Annotated in this window: 6 protein-coding genes; 3 read left to right on the top strand and 3 right to left on the bottom strand. The window is 62.6% G+C overall.

What is annotated here, in order from left to right; all coding sequences use genetic code 11:
• Window positions 1-35: 35 nt before the first annotated feature.
• From ACM6I5_RS03540 to ACM6I5_RS03530, 3 genes are all read left to right on the top strand, one after another.
• Window positions 36-404: a hypothetical protein gene (locus tag ACM6I5_RS03540; RefSeq protein WP_414883198.1), complete on the top strand. Its 369-nt coding sequence runs from the start codon at window positions 36-38 to the stop codon at window positions 402-404.
• Between the two features lie 67 nt (window positions 405-471).
• Complete coding sequence (locus ACM6I5_RS03535; protein ID WP_084321043.1) at window positions 472-1,017, top strand: hypothetical protein; 546 nt, start codon at window positions 472-474, stop codon at window positions 1,015-1,017.
• Window positions 1,018-1,434: 417 nt separating this feature from the next.
• Window positions 1,435-1,788, top strand: a complete 354-nt coding sequence (locus ACM6I5_RS03530; RefSeq protein WP_017337595.1) for a DUF6124 family protein — start codon at window positions 1,435-1,437, stop codon at window positions 1,786-1,788.
• A gap of 48 nt (window positions 1,789-1,836) precedes the next feature.
• On the opposite strand, the gene ACM6I5_RS03525 is transcribed toward ACM6I5_RS03530, so the two are convergent.
• From ACM6I5_RS03525 to ACM6I5_RS03515, 3 genes are all read right to left on the bottom strand, one after another.
• Complete coding sequence (locus tag ACM6I5_RS03525) at window positions 1,837-2,802, bottom strand: alpha/beta hydrolase (RefSeq protein WP_414883197.1); 966 nt, start codon at window positions 2,800-2,802, stop codon at window positions 1,837-1,839.
• A gap of 223 nt (window positions 2,803-3,025) precedes the next feature.
• Window positions 3,026-14,833: an amino acid adenylation domain-containing protein gene (locus ACM6I5_RS03520; protein WP_414883196.1), complete on the bottom strand. Its 11,808-nt coding sequence runs from the start codon at window positions 14,831-14,833 to the stop codon at window positions 3,026-3,028.
• Window positions 14,830-17,928, bottom strand: coding sequence for a non-ribosomal peptide synthetase (locus tag ACM6I5_RS03515; protein ID WP_414883195.1), 3,099 nt, complete (start codon window positions 17,926-17,928; stop codon window positions 14,830-14,832). Before ACM6I5_RS03515 ends, ACM6I5_RS03520 begins: the two co-directional genes overlap by 4 nt.
• Between the last annotated feature and the right edge of the window lies 1 nt (window position 17,929).

Genomic DNA, 17,929 nt, shown 5'->3' with positions numbered 1-17,929 from the left:
CCCACCCGCGGGGCAGGCGGATGAAGGAGGCATAAATGAGCAACATCGAGATGTTAAAAGCGCTGGTGTTTCAGGCCGCAACCGGGGGGATCAATGCAACTGATCTGCGTCGGCGGGTGATGCAGGAAAAGATCCACCCAAGCGAGGCTGAATTCCAGTCGATTATTCTGGAGTTACAGGAAGAAGAACGCCTGTATGGCAAAGAGGTTGACGGCCAGTGGATTTACACCGCAATCGACAAGAACGATCCTGGCTTTTCCCCTCTGGAGTACAGCCCACAATTTGCCGAACGGATCATCGCGGCGTCGTGTGGCGAATTCAAAGAAATCGACGTGGATGAGATGATCAGCCAGCTTGACGACATGATCGCGAAAGCGCGATCACGCAAAAACGATAACAAGTAACCGCCCGCGACTGGGCACACGTAAGCCAACCTCAGCACTCGCTACCCACTGAAAGGAAATCGATTCCATGGTTACAGATGTGACGTCTGCCATTAACAACGCCAAACCAGGCATCAAGAAATACCTGGCACTCATGGATCAAGTGGCGAAGGTGAATGTCTCGACGGATGCAGAGTTTCAGCGAGCTTATAACGGGTTCTATCGAGTCCAGCGTCGGCAGGCATCCTGGTATTCCACCTATTACAACCTCATGGAGGAGTTGAAAGGTTCGAAGCCCACTTTTGGTGACGTTCTAGACCGTGTGTACGAAGTAACTGGACGCTACGAACCGTCTTTTTCCAGCAAACTGGTCGCGACGTTATGTGATGACAAGCCTGTATGGGACCAGCACGTCCTTAAAAACATCGGTCAGAAGGCTCCATCCTATGCTTCTCACACCAAGATTCGTGACGCCAAACTCCGCTACGCCGATATCGAAAACTGGTACAAAACTTTTCTGACGTCCGACAAGGGTGTCAATTGGATCAACCAGTTTAACGACCTGATACCCGAGCACGGCAAGCTTACCGATCTCAAGAAAGTGGATTTAATACTCTGGCAGATGCGCGACTAGCGGTTTGATTCGATATTTTTTCGCACTTACCTCGTGTGCAGGAACCGCGCAGCCACTGCGGTTTTGCATAGCTTGTTTAAGCGGCCTACAAGTTACTTCATGAAAGCTACATCACCTTGCGTCGTTGCCTACAGGTACGCCAGAATCCGCCGGCTTGTGCGTCTTGAGCATGGTCTCTATCGTTTCTCCACCACTGCTTATCAGTGGTCGGGTTTGGTAGCCCGTTTCGCTTAGGCGCATAGAGTCACCCATGCAGTCGCTTTCTCAGGGCTCTGATTTATGGTGGCCATGCGCAGGGCTCCTTCGGGAGCGCCGGGGTCCTAATGCGACCGGTCTACCAACCCGCGTATGGCCGCCACCCTTCGTTTGGTAGCGAGGGTGATGGCTCCTTTACTTTTCGCGTTAGGAGTTCCATCTATGCCCAAGGTCACACCAAACCCGCCGGAAACCGATCCGGCCTCCCCCAAAGAAAACCTCGACTCACCCACCGCCCCCACTCCTGATTTCCAACCCTCAATCGCCGACATCAAACCCACCCCGCGCACACTCAGCACAATGTTCATCGTCAATCCGGAATTCGATATCGAAACCCTGCTGGGTTATGCGTGTGAATCGCTGGCCTCGGCCGAGGTGATGGCCAATGATCTGGCTGATCATATGACGGGGTCGTCGCGCAATTCACTGCTGGGCATTTCGCAGGTGATCATGCTGGCGGAGTTGACGGTGAATCGGGCATTGGACCATCTGGATCCGATAGAGGACACGCATTAGTCCGGTGACATGATCGTTCCCACAGAGCGTGGGAACGATTCCTGCCCCTCAACCCAGACTTTCAGTAATCTGCCCCGCCAGTTGCTCCAGCATCCCCGGCACTTCCTGAACCATCTCCCCCATCCGCGCAAAGTCATGGGTCATCCCCGCCTTCACGTCCAGCACCACAGGCTGCCCCGCCGCACGCAATTTTTCGGCCCAGGCCAGGCCTTCGTCGAGCAGCGGGTCGTATTCGGCCAGCCACAACACCGTCGGCGTCAGACCTTGCAAGGTCTCGGCAAACAACGGTGAAAAGCGCCAGTCGCGGCGATCATCGGCGTTGCGTTGATACTGCTGGTAGAACCATTCCAGCGTGGTTGCTTCCAGCAGATAGCCTTCGGCAAAACGTGCGAGGGACGGGCGTTTTTCCACGGCGTCGATCACCGGGTACAACAACGCTTGCAGCCGTGGCGTCAGCGGCCAGGCTTGTGGATTCTGCGCGATGGCGATCGACAACGAGGCCACCAGGCTGCCACCGACGCTGTCCCCCGCCAATGCGATGCGCGTGGCGTCCAGCCCCAAACCACTGGCGCCGGTAGTCGCAAGCCAGCGTGTCACGTCCTCGGCATCGTGGTAAGCGGTAGGGAAACGGTGTTCCGGGGCCAGTCGATAATCCGCCGACAGCACTGCAAAACCACCCGCCAATGCCAGGCGCCGGCACAGGGTGTCATGGGAATCGAGGCTGCCGACCACGCATCCGCCGCCATGGAAATACAGCAGCACCGGACGCTCCTGAGTACCCAGCGACGGGCGAGCGTAGAGGCGCGCGTTGAGCAGATGGCCGTCGCGGGCCGGAATGCTGACCGCAGTCACGGTCAGCGCGCCCATCGGTGCAGCATCGAGCAGCTGCGAGGTTTGCTCGAACTGCTGGCGCGCGTCGGTCGGACTCAGCTCGTGCATGGGCAGGCTTTTTCCGGTGAGGCGGCCGAACTCGGCCAGTTCAAGAAACCCTTCGATGTCCGGGTGCAGTGCCATGGGCAGTCGTCTCCAAAAAATAAAAAGCTCGCCCTATAAACGAACGGTGAAGGCCGTTCATTAGGGCACACAAGCGCAATGCTCTTCTGTGGCGAGGGAGCTTGCTCCCGCTGGGCTGCGCAGCAGTCCTTTTTTGGGGCCGCTTCGCGACCCAGCGGGAGCAAGCTCCCTCGCCACATGTTTTTTGCATGCCTCGATATTTTTCTTGTGTGAACGGCAAACCTTACGGCTGTGACACCACCTCCCGACCGAGTACCGCGACCACGGCGCTCAGACACTCATCCCGTTGCAGGATATCGAAGTGGCTGGCGGTGACGGTTTGCACCTTGCGCAGCCGCGGTTGCTGACGTTCCAGCGCCGCCCGTTCGGCGGTCGGGTTGCCATCGGCCCACCAGCAGCACAGTTCGGCGTGCGGCAGCGGCAAGCTCTCGACCTGCCGTGACAACGCCTTCAAGCGGGTGCTGACCATGAACGTCTGCGCCAGCTCATCGGCACCGAGCAACGCGTAGCCGCTGGCCTGCTCGCCCTCGGTGTCGATCACGGTGCGAATGATCCGCGCAACCGCGTCCTGATCACCCGCAGTTTCGACACTCAATGCCCGGGCTACGACATCACTGTCCATGTTCAAGGTTGCGCCGAGGAACTCGCTCAGGTCCGCGCGCCACTCATCGACACTGGCGACGGCGTTGGCCTGGGTCGGCACAAAACTGTCCACCAGACCGACGAATGCCACCCGCTGGCCCTGCTGCTCAAGCAGGTTGCCGACCAGCAACGCCAGCGCCCCGCCCAACGACCAGCCCAGCAAGTAATACGGGCCTTGTGCCTGTTTGCGGCGGATTGCTCCGACGTAGTCCGCGGCCATCTGATGCAGCGAGGTGTCGTGCCACTGGCGGTCGAGCAGCATGCGGCATTGCACGCCGTACACCGTGCGCTGGCCTTCGAGTCGACGGGCCAAAGGCTCGTAGTCGAACACCGTGCCGAAACCGGCGTGCAGGCAGAACAGCGCCGGCAAACCGTCCACGGGCTGGTTCAACAGCAACAGTGGTTCAGGGCTCTGTTTGACCGTTTGCTCATCGACACCGGACAACCCGGCGATGGTCGGCTTGGCCATCATGTCGCGCAGTTTCAGCTGGAAGTCCGGCTCATTCAGCGCACGCACTTTCGAGATCACCTTGAGGGTGCGCAGCGAATCGCCGCCCAACTCAAAGAAATTGTCAGTGATGCCGACTTTGTCGACGCCGAGCACTTGCTGCCAAATTTCGGCCAGCGCCCATTCCAGCGGCGTGCGCGGGGCCACGTAGTCGCGGCCTTCGAAGGTCGGATCGGGCAAGGCCTTGCGATCGAGTTTACCGTTGGGTGTCAGCGGGAAGCGCGGCAACACCACGATCTGCGTCGGCACCATGTAATCCGGCAGGCTTTCACGCAAGGCTGCCTGGCAACGCAGGCCCAGACCGTCGTCTTCGGCCGCAACCACATAACCCACCAGTTGCGGACCCAGGCCGCTGTCACGCACCACCACCAGTGCGTCATTGACCCCGACCTGCTCGCGCAGACGGGCTTCGATTTCACCCAGTTCGATACGGAAGCCGCGCACTTTGACCTGATGGTCGATGCGCCCCACGTAATCGAACACGCCATCCTCGCGGCGGCGCACCAGGTCACCGGTGCGATACAGGCGACCACCGTCGCGACTGAACGGGTCGGCGACGAAACGCTCGGCGGTTTGCCACGGGTGACGGTGGTAGCCACGCGCAACGCCACGACCGCCGATGTACAACTCGCCGACCATGCCCGCCGGCAATGGGTTGAGGTCCATGTCCAGCACATGCAGGCTGCGAGTGCCGACGCGGCGACCGATCGGCGCGTACATCGCCTCGCAGTGGCCGTCGGCAGCGATTTTCCACAGCAACGGCGTGACCACGGTTTCCGTCGGCCCGTAACCGTTCACCAGATACTGCGGCTTGAGCGTGTGCTTGACCCGCTCGAACGTGGCGTCCGGCACCGCATCGCCACCGAAGCAGTAGATGCGCACCGGCGGCGGATCACCGCCCTGCAGCTCGGCGTGTTCGGCCAGTTGCAACAGGTACGCCGGCGGGAAGCAGGCGACGCTGATGCGTTGACGGTGCAACACCGCCAGGGTCTGCTCGGCGGTCCACAGCGTGTTGTCACGGACCACCAGGGTCGAGCCGCTGATCAGCGCGGTGATCCAGCGTTCATGGGCGCCGTCGAAGGCGAACGACATGAAATGCAGTTCGCGATTGCCCGGGTCCATTTCGTACAGCTCGGCAATCGCCTGCACGTGCATGCTCAACGGCCCGTGGGCCACGGCGACGCTTTTCGGTTTGCCGGTCGAGCCCGAGGTGTAAATCAGGTAGGCCAGTTGCTCGGCGTGGACGTTGCTTTGCGGTGCCGACACTTCGACGTCGAGGTTCAAGCGATCCACGGCGACCATCGGCGTGCCCGGATTGAGTTGCGCGGTGTCACGCAAACGCTCCTGGGTCAGCAGTAAACGCATGTCACTGTCGGCCATCATGTAGCGCAGGCGTTCCTGCGGGTATTGCGGGTCCAGCGGCACGTAAGCGGCGCCGCACTTCATCACCGCCAACAGCGACACCACCAGTTCCAGCGAGCGTTCCATGAACACGCCGATCACGTCTTCGGCCTGCACGCCCTGCTCCAGCAGGTGCACCGCGAGTGCGTCGGAACGACGATCCAGCTCGGCATAACTCAAGCGTTCAGCGTCGTGGTCGGCGTAGCTGAGCACCAATGCGGTGTGCTCCGGTTGCAGGCGCGCCCGCTCGCGGATCAGTTCGTGCACCGGCCGTTCGTGGTCCTCGGCCAGCGTCGGCAGTTCGCCGTCCAGTTGCCGGCCTTCGTCCAGCGTCAGCAAGCCCAACTCGCCCACTGCGCGCTCGGCGTTGTCGCACAGACGCTGCATCAGGCTTTCCATGTGACTGCGCAAAACCTCCACGGTGGCCAGGTCGAACTGATCGCGCGGGTGCATGTACTCGATGCGCAGCCCTTCATCGAGGCTGACCATCAAGTCCATGGCGAAGCTGGTCAGGCCGAAGTCGGAGACGTCTTCGAAGCGCAGCGAATCGCCGTTCCACTCACGCAACGTGCGGTCCACCGGCTGGTTTTCGAAGACGATGATGCTGTCGAACAGCGACTGCCCGCCCTGCCCGGCCCAGCGTTGAATATCGCTGAGCGGGGTTTGCTGGAAGTCACGGATGTCGAGGTTGTAGGCCTGGATTTCGCGCAGCCAGTCACCGACGCTCGCATCGGTCGGCACGCTGTTGACCACCGGCAAGGTGTTGATGAACAGCCCCAACATGTTCTCCGAACCGTTGAGGGTTTCCGGGCGGCCCGACACCGTGGCGCCGAACGTCACCGTGCGTTGACCGGTGTAGCGCTGCAACAGCAACAGCCACGCGGCTTGCACCAGGGTGTTGAGCGTCACTTGCTGCTGCTGGGCAAACGCCTGCAACCGCGCGGTTTGCTGCGCATTCAGGTGCGTGTAGATCGCGTGATAACCCGCTTGCGGCGCCTTCACCGGCAATGCGCGGGCCAGGTGCGTGGCGCCTTCGAGGGCGTTGAGTTTGCCTTTCCAGAACGCCTCGCTGGCCTCGGCCACTTGTTGGCCGAGCCAGTCGATGTAGTCGCGATACGCGGCCACCGGTTCCTGCGCGTCGCCGCTGTAATGCCGCAGCACTTCACCGATCAGGCGCGACACACTCCAGCCGTCCATGAGGATGTGATGGTAGGTCCAGATCAGCCGATAGCGGTCGTCTTCCAGGCGTACCAGCAGCAAACGCAACAACGGCGCACGGTTCAGCGAGAAGCCACGTTCACGTTCATCGCTGGCCAATTGGCGCACACGTTCGACCTGGTTATCCACACCGCGCCAGTCCAGCTCGGTCAGCAGCGCCGGCGCCTGGCGCAGCACCACTTGCAGCGGCTCCTTGTCGCCCTCCCAGAGGAACGCGGTACGCAGGATCGCGTGGCGCTGCGCGGCGTCGGCCCAGGCTTCGCGGAAGCGTGGACCGTCAACGCCACGCACGCCCACTTCGATCTGGTTGACGTACAGCCCCGAATCACCGTCCTGCACCGAGTGGAACAGCATGCCCTGCTGCATCGGCGACAGGGGATAAACGTCGTCCACTTCGTCTGCCGTCAATTCCAGCGCCTGATATTGCGCTTGGCTCAGTTCGAGTTTCAGCGCTGGAGCAACCACCACCAGCGCCGCTTCAACGGCGTCCACAGTCTGGGCAACCGTCGCCAGTTCAGCGATGGTCGGGTGGCTGAACACGTGTTTCGGCGAAATGCTCAGGCCGGCCTTACGTGCACGGCTGACCGCCTGGATCGATACGATGGAATCGCCGCCCAGTTCGAAGAAGTTGTCCTGAATGCCGACCGGCACTTCGAACAAGGCCTGCCACACGTCCTGCAGCGTCGCCTCCACGGCATTGCGCGGCGCGACGTATTCGCGCACCTGCTGATCGGGTTGCGGCAAGGCGCGGCGATCGAGCTTGCCGTTTGGTGTCACGGGCAGTTGCTCAAGCAACAACACATGGCTCGGTTGCATGTGCTCGGGCAACGCGTTGCGCAGGTGCTGCTTCAACGTATCGAGCACCAACGACTGGCCCACCACGTAAGCCACCAGCTGTTTGGATTTACCCACATCCAGCGCGATCACCACCGCCTCGCGCACCTGTGGATGTTCCAGCAGGCAGGCTTCGATTTCGCCCAGTTCGATGCGCAAGCCGCGGATCTTCACTTGATGGTCGATGCGGCCGACGTACTCGATCACGCCGTCCTCGCGATAACGCGCCAGGTCGCCGGTGCGGTACAGGCGCTCGCCCTTTCCGCCGAACGGGCTGGCGACGAAACGCTCGGCCGTCAAGTCCGGACGACGGTGGTAACCCCGCGCCAGGCCGATACCGCCCAAATACAGTTCACCGACACAACCCGGCACTTGCGGTTGCAGGCTGTCGTCGAGGATGTAGGTCACCAGGTTGGCGATCGGGTAACCGATCGGCACGCTGATCGAACCGTCATCGACACACGTCCAGTGAGTCACGTCGATGGCGGCTTCAGTCGGCCCGTACAGGTTGTACAAACCGACGCCGGGCAGCACGCGGAACAGGCTGTTCTGCAAATCCGCCGACAGCGCTTCACCGCTGCACAGGATCTGCCGAAGGCTGGCGCAACGTTCGAAGCCTTCGCCCTGGACAAACGCCTGCAACATCGAGGGCACGAAATGCAGGGTGCTGACCTGATACTGCTCGATCAGACGCACCAGTTGCGCCGGGTCGCGATGGGCGCCGGGCTCGGCGACTGCAAGGCGTGCACCGACCATCAGCGGCCAGAAGAACTCCCACACCGACACGTCAAAACTGAACGGCGTCTTTTGCAGCACCGTGTCGCGTCCGTCCAGCGGATACGCGCCCTGCATCCACTCAATGCGGTTGTACAACGCATCGTGACGGTTGGCCGCGCCCTTGGGTTTGCCGGTGGAGCCGGAGGTGTAAATCATGTACGCCAACGATTGCAACTCGACCACGCACGGCAGGTTTTCGTCGCTCAAGCCTTCGACCAGATGAGCACTGTCGTCCAGGCAGATTGCCGTGGTGCCGGCCGGAATCGGCAATTGCGCCAGCAGATGACGCTGGGTCAACAGCACGCGCACGCCGCTGTCTTCGAACATGTGCTCCAGGCGCTCGCGCGGGTAGTCCGGGTCCAGCGGCACATAGGCACCGCCGGCCTTCATGATCGCCAGCAAACCGATCACCAGTTCCAGCGAACGCTCGGCGGCAATCCCCACCAGCACTTCGGCGCCGACGCCTTGGGCACGCAGGTAGTGCGCGAGGCGGTTGGCCTGTTGGTTGAGTTCGCCATACGTCAGGGTCTGACCGGCGAACACCAACGCCGCAGCGTCCGGAGTTTTCAGCACCTGGGCCTCGAAGCACTGGTTGACCGGACGCACGTCGGGCCAGGTCACGGCGGTGTCGTTGAAGCCTTGCACTTGCTGCTCGGTCTGCGTGGCGTCGAGCAGGCTCAGACGGCCCAGGGCTTGTTGCGGCTCACGAACCATCGCATCGAGCAACGCCACCAGACGAGTGCTCAGGCCGTCGATGGCCTCGGCGGTAAACAGTGTGGTGTCGTAATTGAAGCGCAGGTCCAGGCACTCGCCCAGCTCGGCGGCGATGGCCAACGGGAAACTGGTCTGATCGTGATGGCTGATACCGGAAAACTTCAGCGTGCTTGGATTTCCGCCCTCCAGCGCCTCGGCGACCGGGTAGTTTTCGAACACCAGCAGCGTGTCGAACAGCGCCTCGCCGGAATGCCCGGCCCAGCGCTGCACATCCGCCAGCGGCGTGTATTCGACATCGCGCAATTTGAGGTTGAGCGCCTGCACCTCGTCCACCCATTGGCTGACCGTGCGCTCGGGGTGCGGCGTGGCGATCACCGGCAAGGTGTTGATGAACAGACCGACTTGCTGCTCGATGCCCTGCAACTCGCTCGGACGCCCCGACACCGTGGCGCCGAACGCCACCGTGCGCTGACCGGTGTAGCGCTGCAACAGCAACAGCCACGCCGCTTGCAGCAAGGTGTTCGGCGTGACGCGGGCCTGCCGGGCAAACCCGCTCAGGCGCTCGGTGGCCGCCCGGTCCAGGCTCAGGTGAACGGTGAGATGACCGTCGCCCTGCCCTGCGACCGGTCCCGGCATCGCGCCGGCCAATCGCGTCGGTTCGTTGAACGCTTGCAACTGCTCCAGCCAGAACGCTTCGCACGCGGCGCGATCACGCCCGCCCAGCCACGTCATGTAATCGCGATAACGACCGCCACTCGCCACTGGCATCACACCGGAATAACGCTGCAGCACTTCGCCGAACAACTGCGAGGTGCTCCAGCCATCCAGCAGAATGTGGTGGTTGGTGAAGATCAGGTGATGGGTGTCGTTAGCGGTCTGCACCAGGGTCAGGCGCAGCAACGGCGCCGCCGTCAGGTCGAAACCGCGCAGGCGATCGTCCTCGGCCAGACGTTCCAGGGCCTGCCTCTGATCCGCTTCACTGCGCCAGTCGAGCACGGTCAACGGCAACGTGGCGTGGGCCAGAATCACTTGCAGCGGTCGCGAGCCATTGCTCTCGCTGAAGAATGCTGCGCGCAACACTTCGTGGCTTTCCAACGTCTGTTGCCAGGCGCTGCGGAACGCCTCGACTTCAATGCCCTGCACATCCACTCGCATTTGCGGAATGTAAGCGCCGGCATCCGGGGCGAACAGACTGTGGAACAGCATGCCTTCCTGCATCGGCGACAGCGGGAAGATGTTTTCGATTTCACGCGTCGCCAGCGGCAGTGCATCGAGCTGTGCCTGATCGACACTGACCAGCGGCACATCACTCGGCGTCAGGCCGCCGGCACCGCTGAGGCAGTGTTCGATCAGCTGTTGCAGCTCGGCGGCATAGGCCTCGGCCAGACGCTGCACGGTGTGCTCGGCGAAGACTTCGCGGCTGAAGGTCCAGCTCAGGCGCAGTTGCCCCGCGTAGACCTGACCGTTGATGCTCAGGCCACGGTCCAGCGAGGCGGAAGCACCTTGCTCGGCGCCACCGTTTTCCCGGGCCGGACGCCACGGTGCCTGCTCATCGAAGCTGGCATCGAACTGGCCCATGTAGTTGAAGGTGATTTGCGGCTGCGGCAACGCCTCAAGACCGGCCTGAGCCAGATAGCGCAGGATGCCGAAGCCGATGCCTTTGTCCGGCACCGCGCGCAGCTGTTCCTTGACCGCTTTGATGCTCCCAGCCAGATCGCCCGTCGGGGTCAACTTGACCGGAAAGATCGAGGTGAACCAGCCCACGGTGCGGGTCAGGTCGATGTCGTCGAACAGGTCTTCGCGGCCGTGGCCTTCCAGTTTGACCAGGGTTGATGGCTGGCCAGTCCAGGCCCCCAGGACCCGCGACAACGCCGTCAGCAACAGGTCGTTGACCTGCGTGCGATACGCCGCCGGAGCGTCTTGCAGCAGTTGGCGGGTGAAGGTGCTGTCGAGCACGGTTTCCACGCTCACGGCATGTTGGCTGGCCAGGCTGCCCTGTGGATTATCGGCGGGCAGGTCCACCACCACGTCGTGGTATTGGCGCTGCCAGTAAGCCGTTTGGCGCGCCAGCTCGGGACTTTGCGCATGGGTTTGCAAACGCGCCGCCCAGGCCTGATAGGCGCTGGATTTGGCCGGCAGGCGCAGGGGTTGCGCCTGACGCGCCTGGTCGTAGGCTGTTTGCAAATCTTCGAGTAGCAGACGCCAGGACACGCCGTCCACCGCCAGGTGATGCACCACCAACAGCAAGCGTTGACCGTCCGCGGCCATGTCCACCAGCAAGGCGCGCAACAGTGGGCCGTCGTGCAAACTCAGGCTGGCTTGTGCGGCGTTGCAGTGATCAAGCAGCTCATCGGCGTTCGTGGCCTGCCGCTGCCACAACAGTTCGGCGCTGTTCCAGTGCTCGGCCTGGACCTGCTGCCACACGCCATCCACCTGATGCAAACGCAGGCGCAACGCGTCGTGATGCTCCAGCAGCGCGGCCAATGCCTGTTGCAGGCAGGCGCTGTCCAGAGGCTCGCGAAGTTCCAGCAGCACCGACTGGTTCCAGTGGTCCCGGGTTTCGATGGTCTGCTCGAAAAACCAGTGCTGGATCGGTGTCAGCAGCACATCGCCGCACACCGGGCCCTGGTCGATGACCAGCCCGGCACTGCGCTGGGCGACCTTCGCCAGACTTTCCACGGTCTGGTGTTGAAACAGATCACGCGGGGTGATGCGGATCCCGGCCTGACGCGCACGGCTGACCACCTGAATCGAGATGATCGAGTCGCCACCCAGTTCGAAGAAATTGTCGTCGATGCCCACGCGTTCAAGCTTGAGCACGTCTTGCCAGATCGCCGCCAACGCGGTTTGCATCTCGTCCGCTGGCGCCGTGTAAACCTGCTGCGCCAGCGTGGCGTCAGGCTTGGGCAACGCGTTGCGATCAAGCTTGCCGTTGCTGGTCAGCGGCCAGTGATCGAGCTTGAGCAAATGCGCCGGCACCATGTAATCCGGCAGGCCCGCTTGCAAGTGCTCGCGCAACGCCTGGCGCAAATCTGCGACGTCCTGGGTGACGGTAAACCACGCGACCAATTGCTGGCTGCCATTGATCTCGGGCGCTAGCACCAGCGCTTGCTCGATGGCCGGATGGCTTTGCAGGCGGTCCTGGATTTCTCCCAGTTCGATGCGGAAGCCACGAATCTTCACTTGATGGTCGATGCGTCCGGCGTACTCGATGCTGCCGTCGGTGCAATAGCGCGCCAGATCGCCGGTGCGATACAGGCGCGCCCCCGCCTCGCTGGCAAACAGGTCCGGGACAAACCGCGTGGCGGTCAAATCGGCGCGCTGGTGATAACCCCGCGCCAGGCCGGCACCGCCGACGTAGAGCTCACCGACGCAACCCTTGGCCACCGGGTTCAGGCGCGGATCGAGCACGTACCAGCGCAGGTCGGCAATCGGCTCGCCCAACGGCGAACTGTTGACGCCGTCAAGGTCGGCGCGGGACAACGGCCGGTACGTCACGTGCACGGTGGTTTCGGTGATGCCGTACATGTTGATCAGCAACGTCTTTCGGTCGTCGAACACGTCGCACCACGGACGCAGGCTCGCGACGTCCAGTGCCTCGCCGCCAAACACCACGTAACGCAGGGCCATGCCCTGGGCATTGGCGCAGGCAAACGGCATCAGCTGACGGAACGCCGACGGTGTCTGGTTGAGCACCGTAACCTGTTCATCGCACAGCAGGCGGGCGAAATCTTCCGGGGATCGGCTGATGGCGTGCGGCACCACCACCAGCTTGCCGCCGTAGAACAGCGCGCCAAAGATTTCCCACACGGAGAAGTCGAAGGCATAGGAATGGAACAGGCTCCAGACATCGTCCGCGTTGAAACCGAACCCGTGTTCGGTGGCGCTGAACAGGCGGGTCAGGTTGCTGTGGGGCAGCAGCGTGCCCTTGGGTTTGCCGGTGGAGCCGGAGGTATAGATGACGTACGCGAGGTTTTCCGGGCGGGTCAGGTTCGGCAGGTTTTCGGCAGATACTTCGTTGAACCAGTCATTGGCGTGATCCAGGCAAATCACCTCGATGCCTTCGGACAACGGCAGTCGCGGCAACAACGCGGAGTCAGTCAGCAACAGGCGCGTGCCGCTGTCGGCCAACATGTAGGCCAGACGATCCTGCGGGTATTCCGGGTCCAGCGGCACATAAGCGCCACCCGCCTTGAGGATCGCCAGCACGCTGACGATCATCTCCAGCGAGCGTTCCAGCGCGATCCCCACCAACACGTCCGGACCAACACCGCGTTCGCGCAAACGATGGGCGATGCGGTTGGCCTGTTGGTTCAATTGCGCGTAGCTGAGAGTCACGCCGTCGCAGGTCACCGCGATGGTGTGGGGATGCGCGGCAGCCTGGGCTTCGATCAGTTGATGCGCGCACAGCGTGTGCGATTGGCCGGCCGCGTTTGCCGGGGCGCTGCGGTTCCAGTCCAGCAAAGTCGCTTGTTGCTCGGTTGGGCCGAGCATGCGCAGGTCGGCCAACGCGACCGAGCCGTCGGCGCAAATCGCCTGCAACAGGTTCAGCCAATGCCGCCCCAGACGCTCGATGGTCGCGGCGTCGAACAATTCGGTGGCATAGACAAACGAGGCGCGGATGCCGTCGTCGCTCTCCACGGTGTCGAGCATCAGGTCGAACTTGGTGGTCTTTTCATCCCAGATCAGCGGTTCGACGCTCAGGCCCGGCAAGTCCCAGCGCTGCTGGCCACCGGCATCGCGCTGGTGGTTGAACATCACCTGGAACAGCGGCGTGTGACTCAGGCTGCGTTCGACATCGAGCCCGTCGACCAGTTGCTCGAAAGGCAGATCCTGATGCGCCTGCGCACCCAGTGCCGCGGTTTTGACCTCGGCCAGCAATTGCAGGAATGGCTGATCGGCATGGGGCTGGGTACGCAGCACTTGGGTGTTGACGAAAAAGCCCAGCAGGTTCTCCACGTCCTGACGGGTACGGTTGGCAATCGGCACGCCGACGCGAATGTCCTGTTCACCGCTGTAGCGATGCAACAGGGTTTGCAACGAAGCCATCAGCACCATGAACAGCGTGCAGCCTTCGCGACGAGCGAGATCTTTCAGGTTTATCGCTAGCTCGGCCGGCACCTCCAGTTCGACGCTCGCGCCCTGCTGGCTCGGGATCGCCGGGCGACGACGGTCCGCCGGCAGGTTCAGCGGCGGATGCTCACGGCCCAGTTGTTCACGCCAGTACGCCAGCTGACGTTCGGCTTCGCCGGCCTCCAGCCACAGGCGCTGCCAACGGGCGAAATCGGCGTATTGAATCCCCTGCTCCGGCAGTTGCGGCGACTGCCCCGCGCTCAGTTGCGCATAGCGTTGAGTGAATTCCTGCAACAGGATTGGCAGCGAACCGCCGTCAGTGACGATGTGATGGAACGTCAGCACCAGCACATGCTGCTGCGCGTCGAGGCGGATCAACCGGCAGCGCATCAACGGACCGTGCTGCAAGTCGAACGGCTGCTCGGCGTTGAGACCGACCTGACGTTGCAGTTCGGTTTCGTCAGCGGCGTCGGCCTCGATCAGCGGTGCGTCCATCTGCGGATGGATTTTTTGCAGCACCTGCTGCTCGTCGAAGACGAAGGTGGTGCGCAACACTTCGTGGCGCTGCACCAGCGCGGCGAGGGTTTGTGCCAGCGCTGCACGGTTCAGCTCACCGTTCAGGCGAAAGGCACCGGTCAGGTTGTATGCGGTCGCCTGCGGCTGCATCTGCCACAGAAACCACAAGCGCTGCTGCGCGTACGACGCCGGTAACGTGTCCACCGCCGGGTCCCTGGGCGGGATCGGCAGCAGTTCCAGGGTCAGGCCTTGCGCGTGCATCTTTTCTTGCAAGGCACGCCGCGCCTCCAGGCTCAAGCCGCAGAAACGCTGGGCCAGGGTCATCATTCTGTCCGGTGCAGCACTCATCGCGTGTGTTCCTCATCCACTTCGTCGAACAACGCTTCCAGTGCGTCTACATCGTTTTCTTTGTGTTCACTGTGCTGACGGAACCGCTCGATTTCCGCCGCCAGGCGCTCCAGCGTGTCGCCCTCGAAGAACAGCTTCAGCGGGATCGCCAGGTTCAGTTCTTCCTGAATCCGCGCGCGAATCCGCGTGGCCAGCAGCGAGTGGCCGCCCAGCTCGAAGAAGCTGTCGTGCACGCCGACCCGCTCCACGTGCAGCGCTTCGGCCCAGATCGCCGCCAGGACTTTTTCCAGGTCGGTGCGCGGGGCGACGAAGGCACTGCGGCGTACGTCGAGGTCGAGTAAGGCCTGGCGATTGAGTTTGCCGTTGGGCATCAGCGGGAAGCGTTCCAGCACCTGCAAGCGAACGGGCTGCATATGCTCGGGCAGTGCTTCGCCGAGATGACTGCGCAATTCGTTGAGGCGGATGTCGGCGGTGTCGGCCGGGGAAATCACGAAGCCCAGCAGTTGCGGGCCGGTCGGCGTTTCACGGGCGATGACCGCGGCGTCTTCGATGCCGGGGGCGCTGCGCATGGCGGATTCGATCTCGCCCAGCTCGATGCGGAAACCGCGGATTTTCACTTGATGATCGACCCGCCCCAAATACTCCAACACACCATCGGCGCGGTAGCGTGCGAGGTCGCCGGTGCGGTACAGGCGTTGGCCGGCCTGCTTCGCAAACAGGTCGGGGATGAAGCGTTCGGCCGTCAATGTGGCGCGCTTGAGGTAGCCGCGGGCGATGCCGGCGCCGCCGACGTACAGTTCGCCTTCGACGCCCACGGCCACCGGCATCAGGTCCGGGCCGAGCACGTGAATGCGCATGCCCGGAATCGGCTGGCCAATCGGGATGTTGTCGTCATCCTGACCGAGCGGCAGTTCCCACGCCGAACACCAGACCGTGCCTTCCGTCGGGCCGTATTCGTTGACCAGCGCCACCTGCGGTAAAGCCTCGCGATGGCGTGCGACCAAGGCATTGCTGCACGCTTCGCCGGCCACGATCACACAGGCCAGGGCATGGCTGTCGAGGTGCTCCAGAATCTGCGCGTGGTAGGACGGCAAAGTCAGGTAATGGGAAACTTCTTCACGCTGGATCAGCGCCGCCAGCAGCGCCGGATCCTTGTAGCTGTCTTCGTCCGGCAGGCACAGGGTCGCGCCCTGCCCCAACGCCCAGAAAACCCCGGCCACGGAGCTGTCGAACGAGAACGATGAGAGCATCAGGAAGGCGCGCAACGGCTGACGATAGAACGTGCTGCGTGCGAGGGTCGAGGCCACCGCGTTGGCGTGACTGATCATCACGCCCTTGGGTTTGCCGGTGGAACCGGAGGTGTAAATGACGTAGGCCAGATGGGCGTTGTCGCCCAGCGGACATGGCTGCTCTTGTGACGCGGACCAGACCTCGGCATCGACCATCAGCGAAACCATCCGTTCGCTGTGCAACGCTTCCGGCAGCGGCTGGCAGGCCAGCACCTGACGCGCAGCGGCGTCCTGCAACATGAACGCCAGACGCTCGATCGGGTAGTTCGGATCGAGCGGCAGGTAAGCGGCGCCGGCCTTGAGCGTGCCGAGCAATGCAATGACGATTTCCAGCGAACGCTGACCGTAGACCGCAACGATTTCGTCCGGCGCCACACCTTGGGCGCGCAAGGTATTGGCCACCTGGTTGGAGCGTGCATCCAGCTCGGCATATGTCAGACGCTGGCCATTGACGCTCACAGCGATACGCTGCGGATGCAGGCAAGCCTGTTCGGTGAACAGGTCTTGCAGGTAGCGGCACGGCAATGCCTGCTCGGCGGACAGCGGGTTGAAGTCTTCGATCAAACGGGTCATTTGCACCGCGTTGACCTGAGTGGCCTGGCCCAGCGTCAGCTCCGGCGAAGTCAGCAACTGGCGGCTGAATTCGACAAACTGTTCCAGCCAGGCCGCCAGCATCGACTCAGGTACCGCGCCGGACCGACACGACAGCTGCAAGTGCTCACCCTGAACCCGCAGGCGCAGGACTTCCGGGTTGGCGTCGTCCACTTCGATGTTCGTGTTCGCATCGGCCTGAAACACCAGGCCATAACGCAGTGGCGCCGTGCCTTCGGCGCTCAGCTCGAACTCGTTGAGGCAATCGAGCCAGGACAGCGATTGCTCGACGCTGGCCGCAAACGAGGCCAGCGCTTGCGCCAGGGTCTCGTCGCGGCGGTTGTAGAAGGCCACCGGCAGACGACGGGCGAAACGTCCCAGGGTCGCTTCGGTCTGCTCGTTGCGCCCCGCCACTTCCCAGCCCATCAGCAACTTTTCCTGGTTGCCGATGCGCGCCACGAACGCACTCCACAGCAACAACGCCACGCGCTGCGCTTCGACACCCTGAGCGGCGGCCACGCGCTGCACATCGGCCAGCCATGCCGCGTCGTCGAGCGTGGCCTGATGGCGAGCCAGCGTCACTTCAACAGTTTTTTCAAACGGCAGATGATGGGCCAGCGCGAACTGCTGTTGCAGGTTGCGCCAGAACGCGGCACCTTGATGGCCGATGTCTTCTTCGCGCAGTTCTTCCTGCCACGCGGTGTAATCCAGGTACTGCAAATCTTCCTGATTGTCGGCCAGTGTTTCGCCGCGCAACAGGCTCGCCAGCTCCGCCGACAGCACCCGCAGCGATACTTCATCAAGACTGCTGGCCGGCGCCAGCAGTGTGACGAAATGCTGACCTTCTGCGGTTTGTACGGGCGTCACCACCAACACTCGAGCCGGATCGTCAGCCAGGGTTTCACGGCCGCGGCGCAGGGCTTCGGCCACCGAAGACACGCTGCCCGACAACGTCACCGGCAGCTCATCGCACAGGCTTTGCACAGGCCACTTCATGCCCGGCAATCGGCGATAGACCGTGCGCAGGGTTTCATGGCGCTGACCCAGCTCGTCCAGTGCAAGGCGCAAGGCCTGCGCGTCCACAGCCTGGGCGACCGGAACGGTCAGGGCGGCGAACAAGCTCTGTCCGCCCAGCTCCTGAGCGCGCAAATAGAAGGCTTGCTGGGCCGAAGTCTGGAAAACGTCTACCGAAGGTTCGAGGGCGGTGGTGTTCATG

The organism is Pseudomonas sp. IT-P171 (assembly GCF_949767765.1).
In the GTDB taxonomy this organism is placed as follows: Bacteria; Pseudomonadota; Gammaproteobacteria; order Pseudomonadales; family Pseudomonadaceae; genus Aquipseudomonas; species Aquipseudomonas fluorescens_B.
Note: the sequence above shows the minus strand (reverse complement) of the source record. Positions and strands in the feature narration are given on the sequence as shown.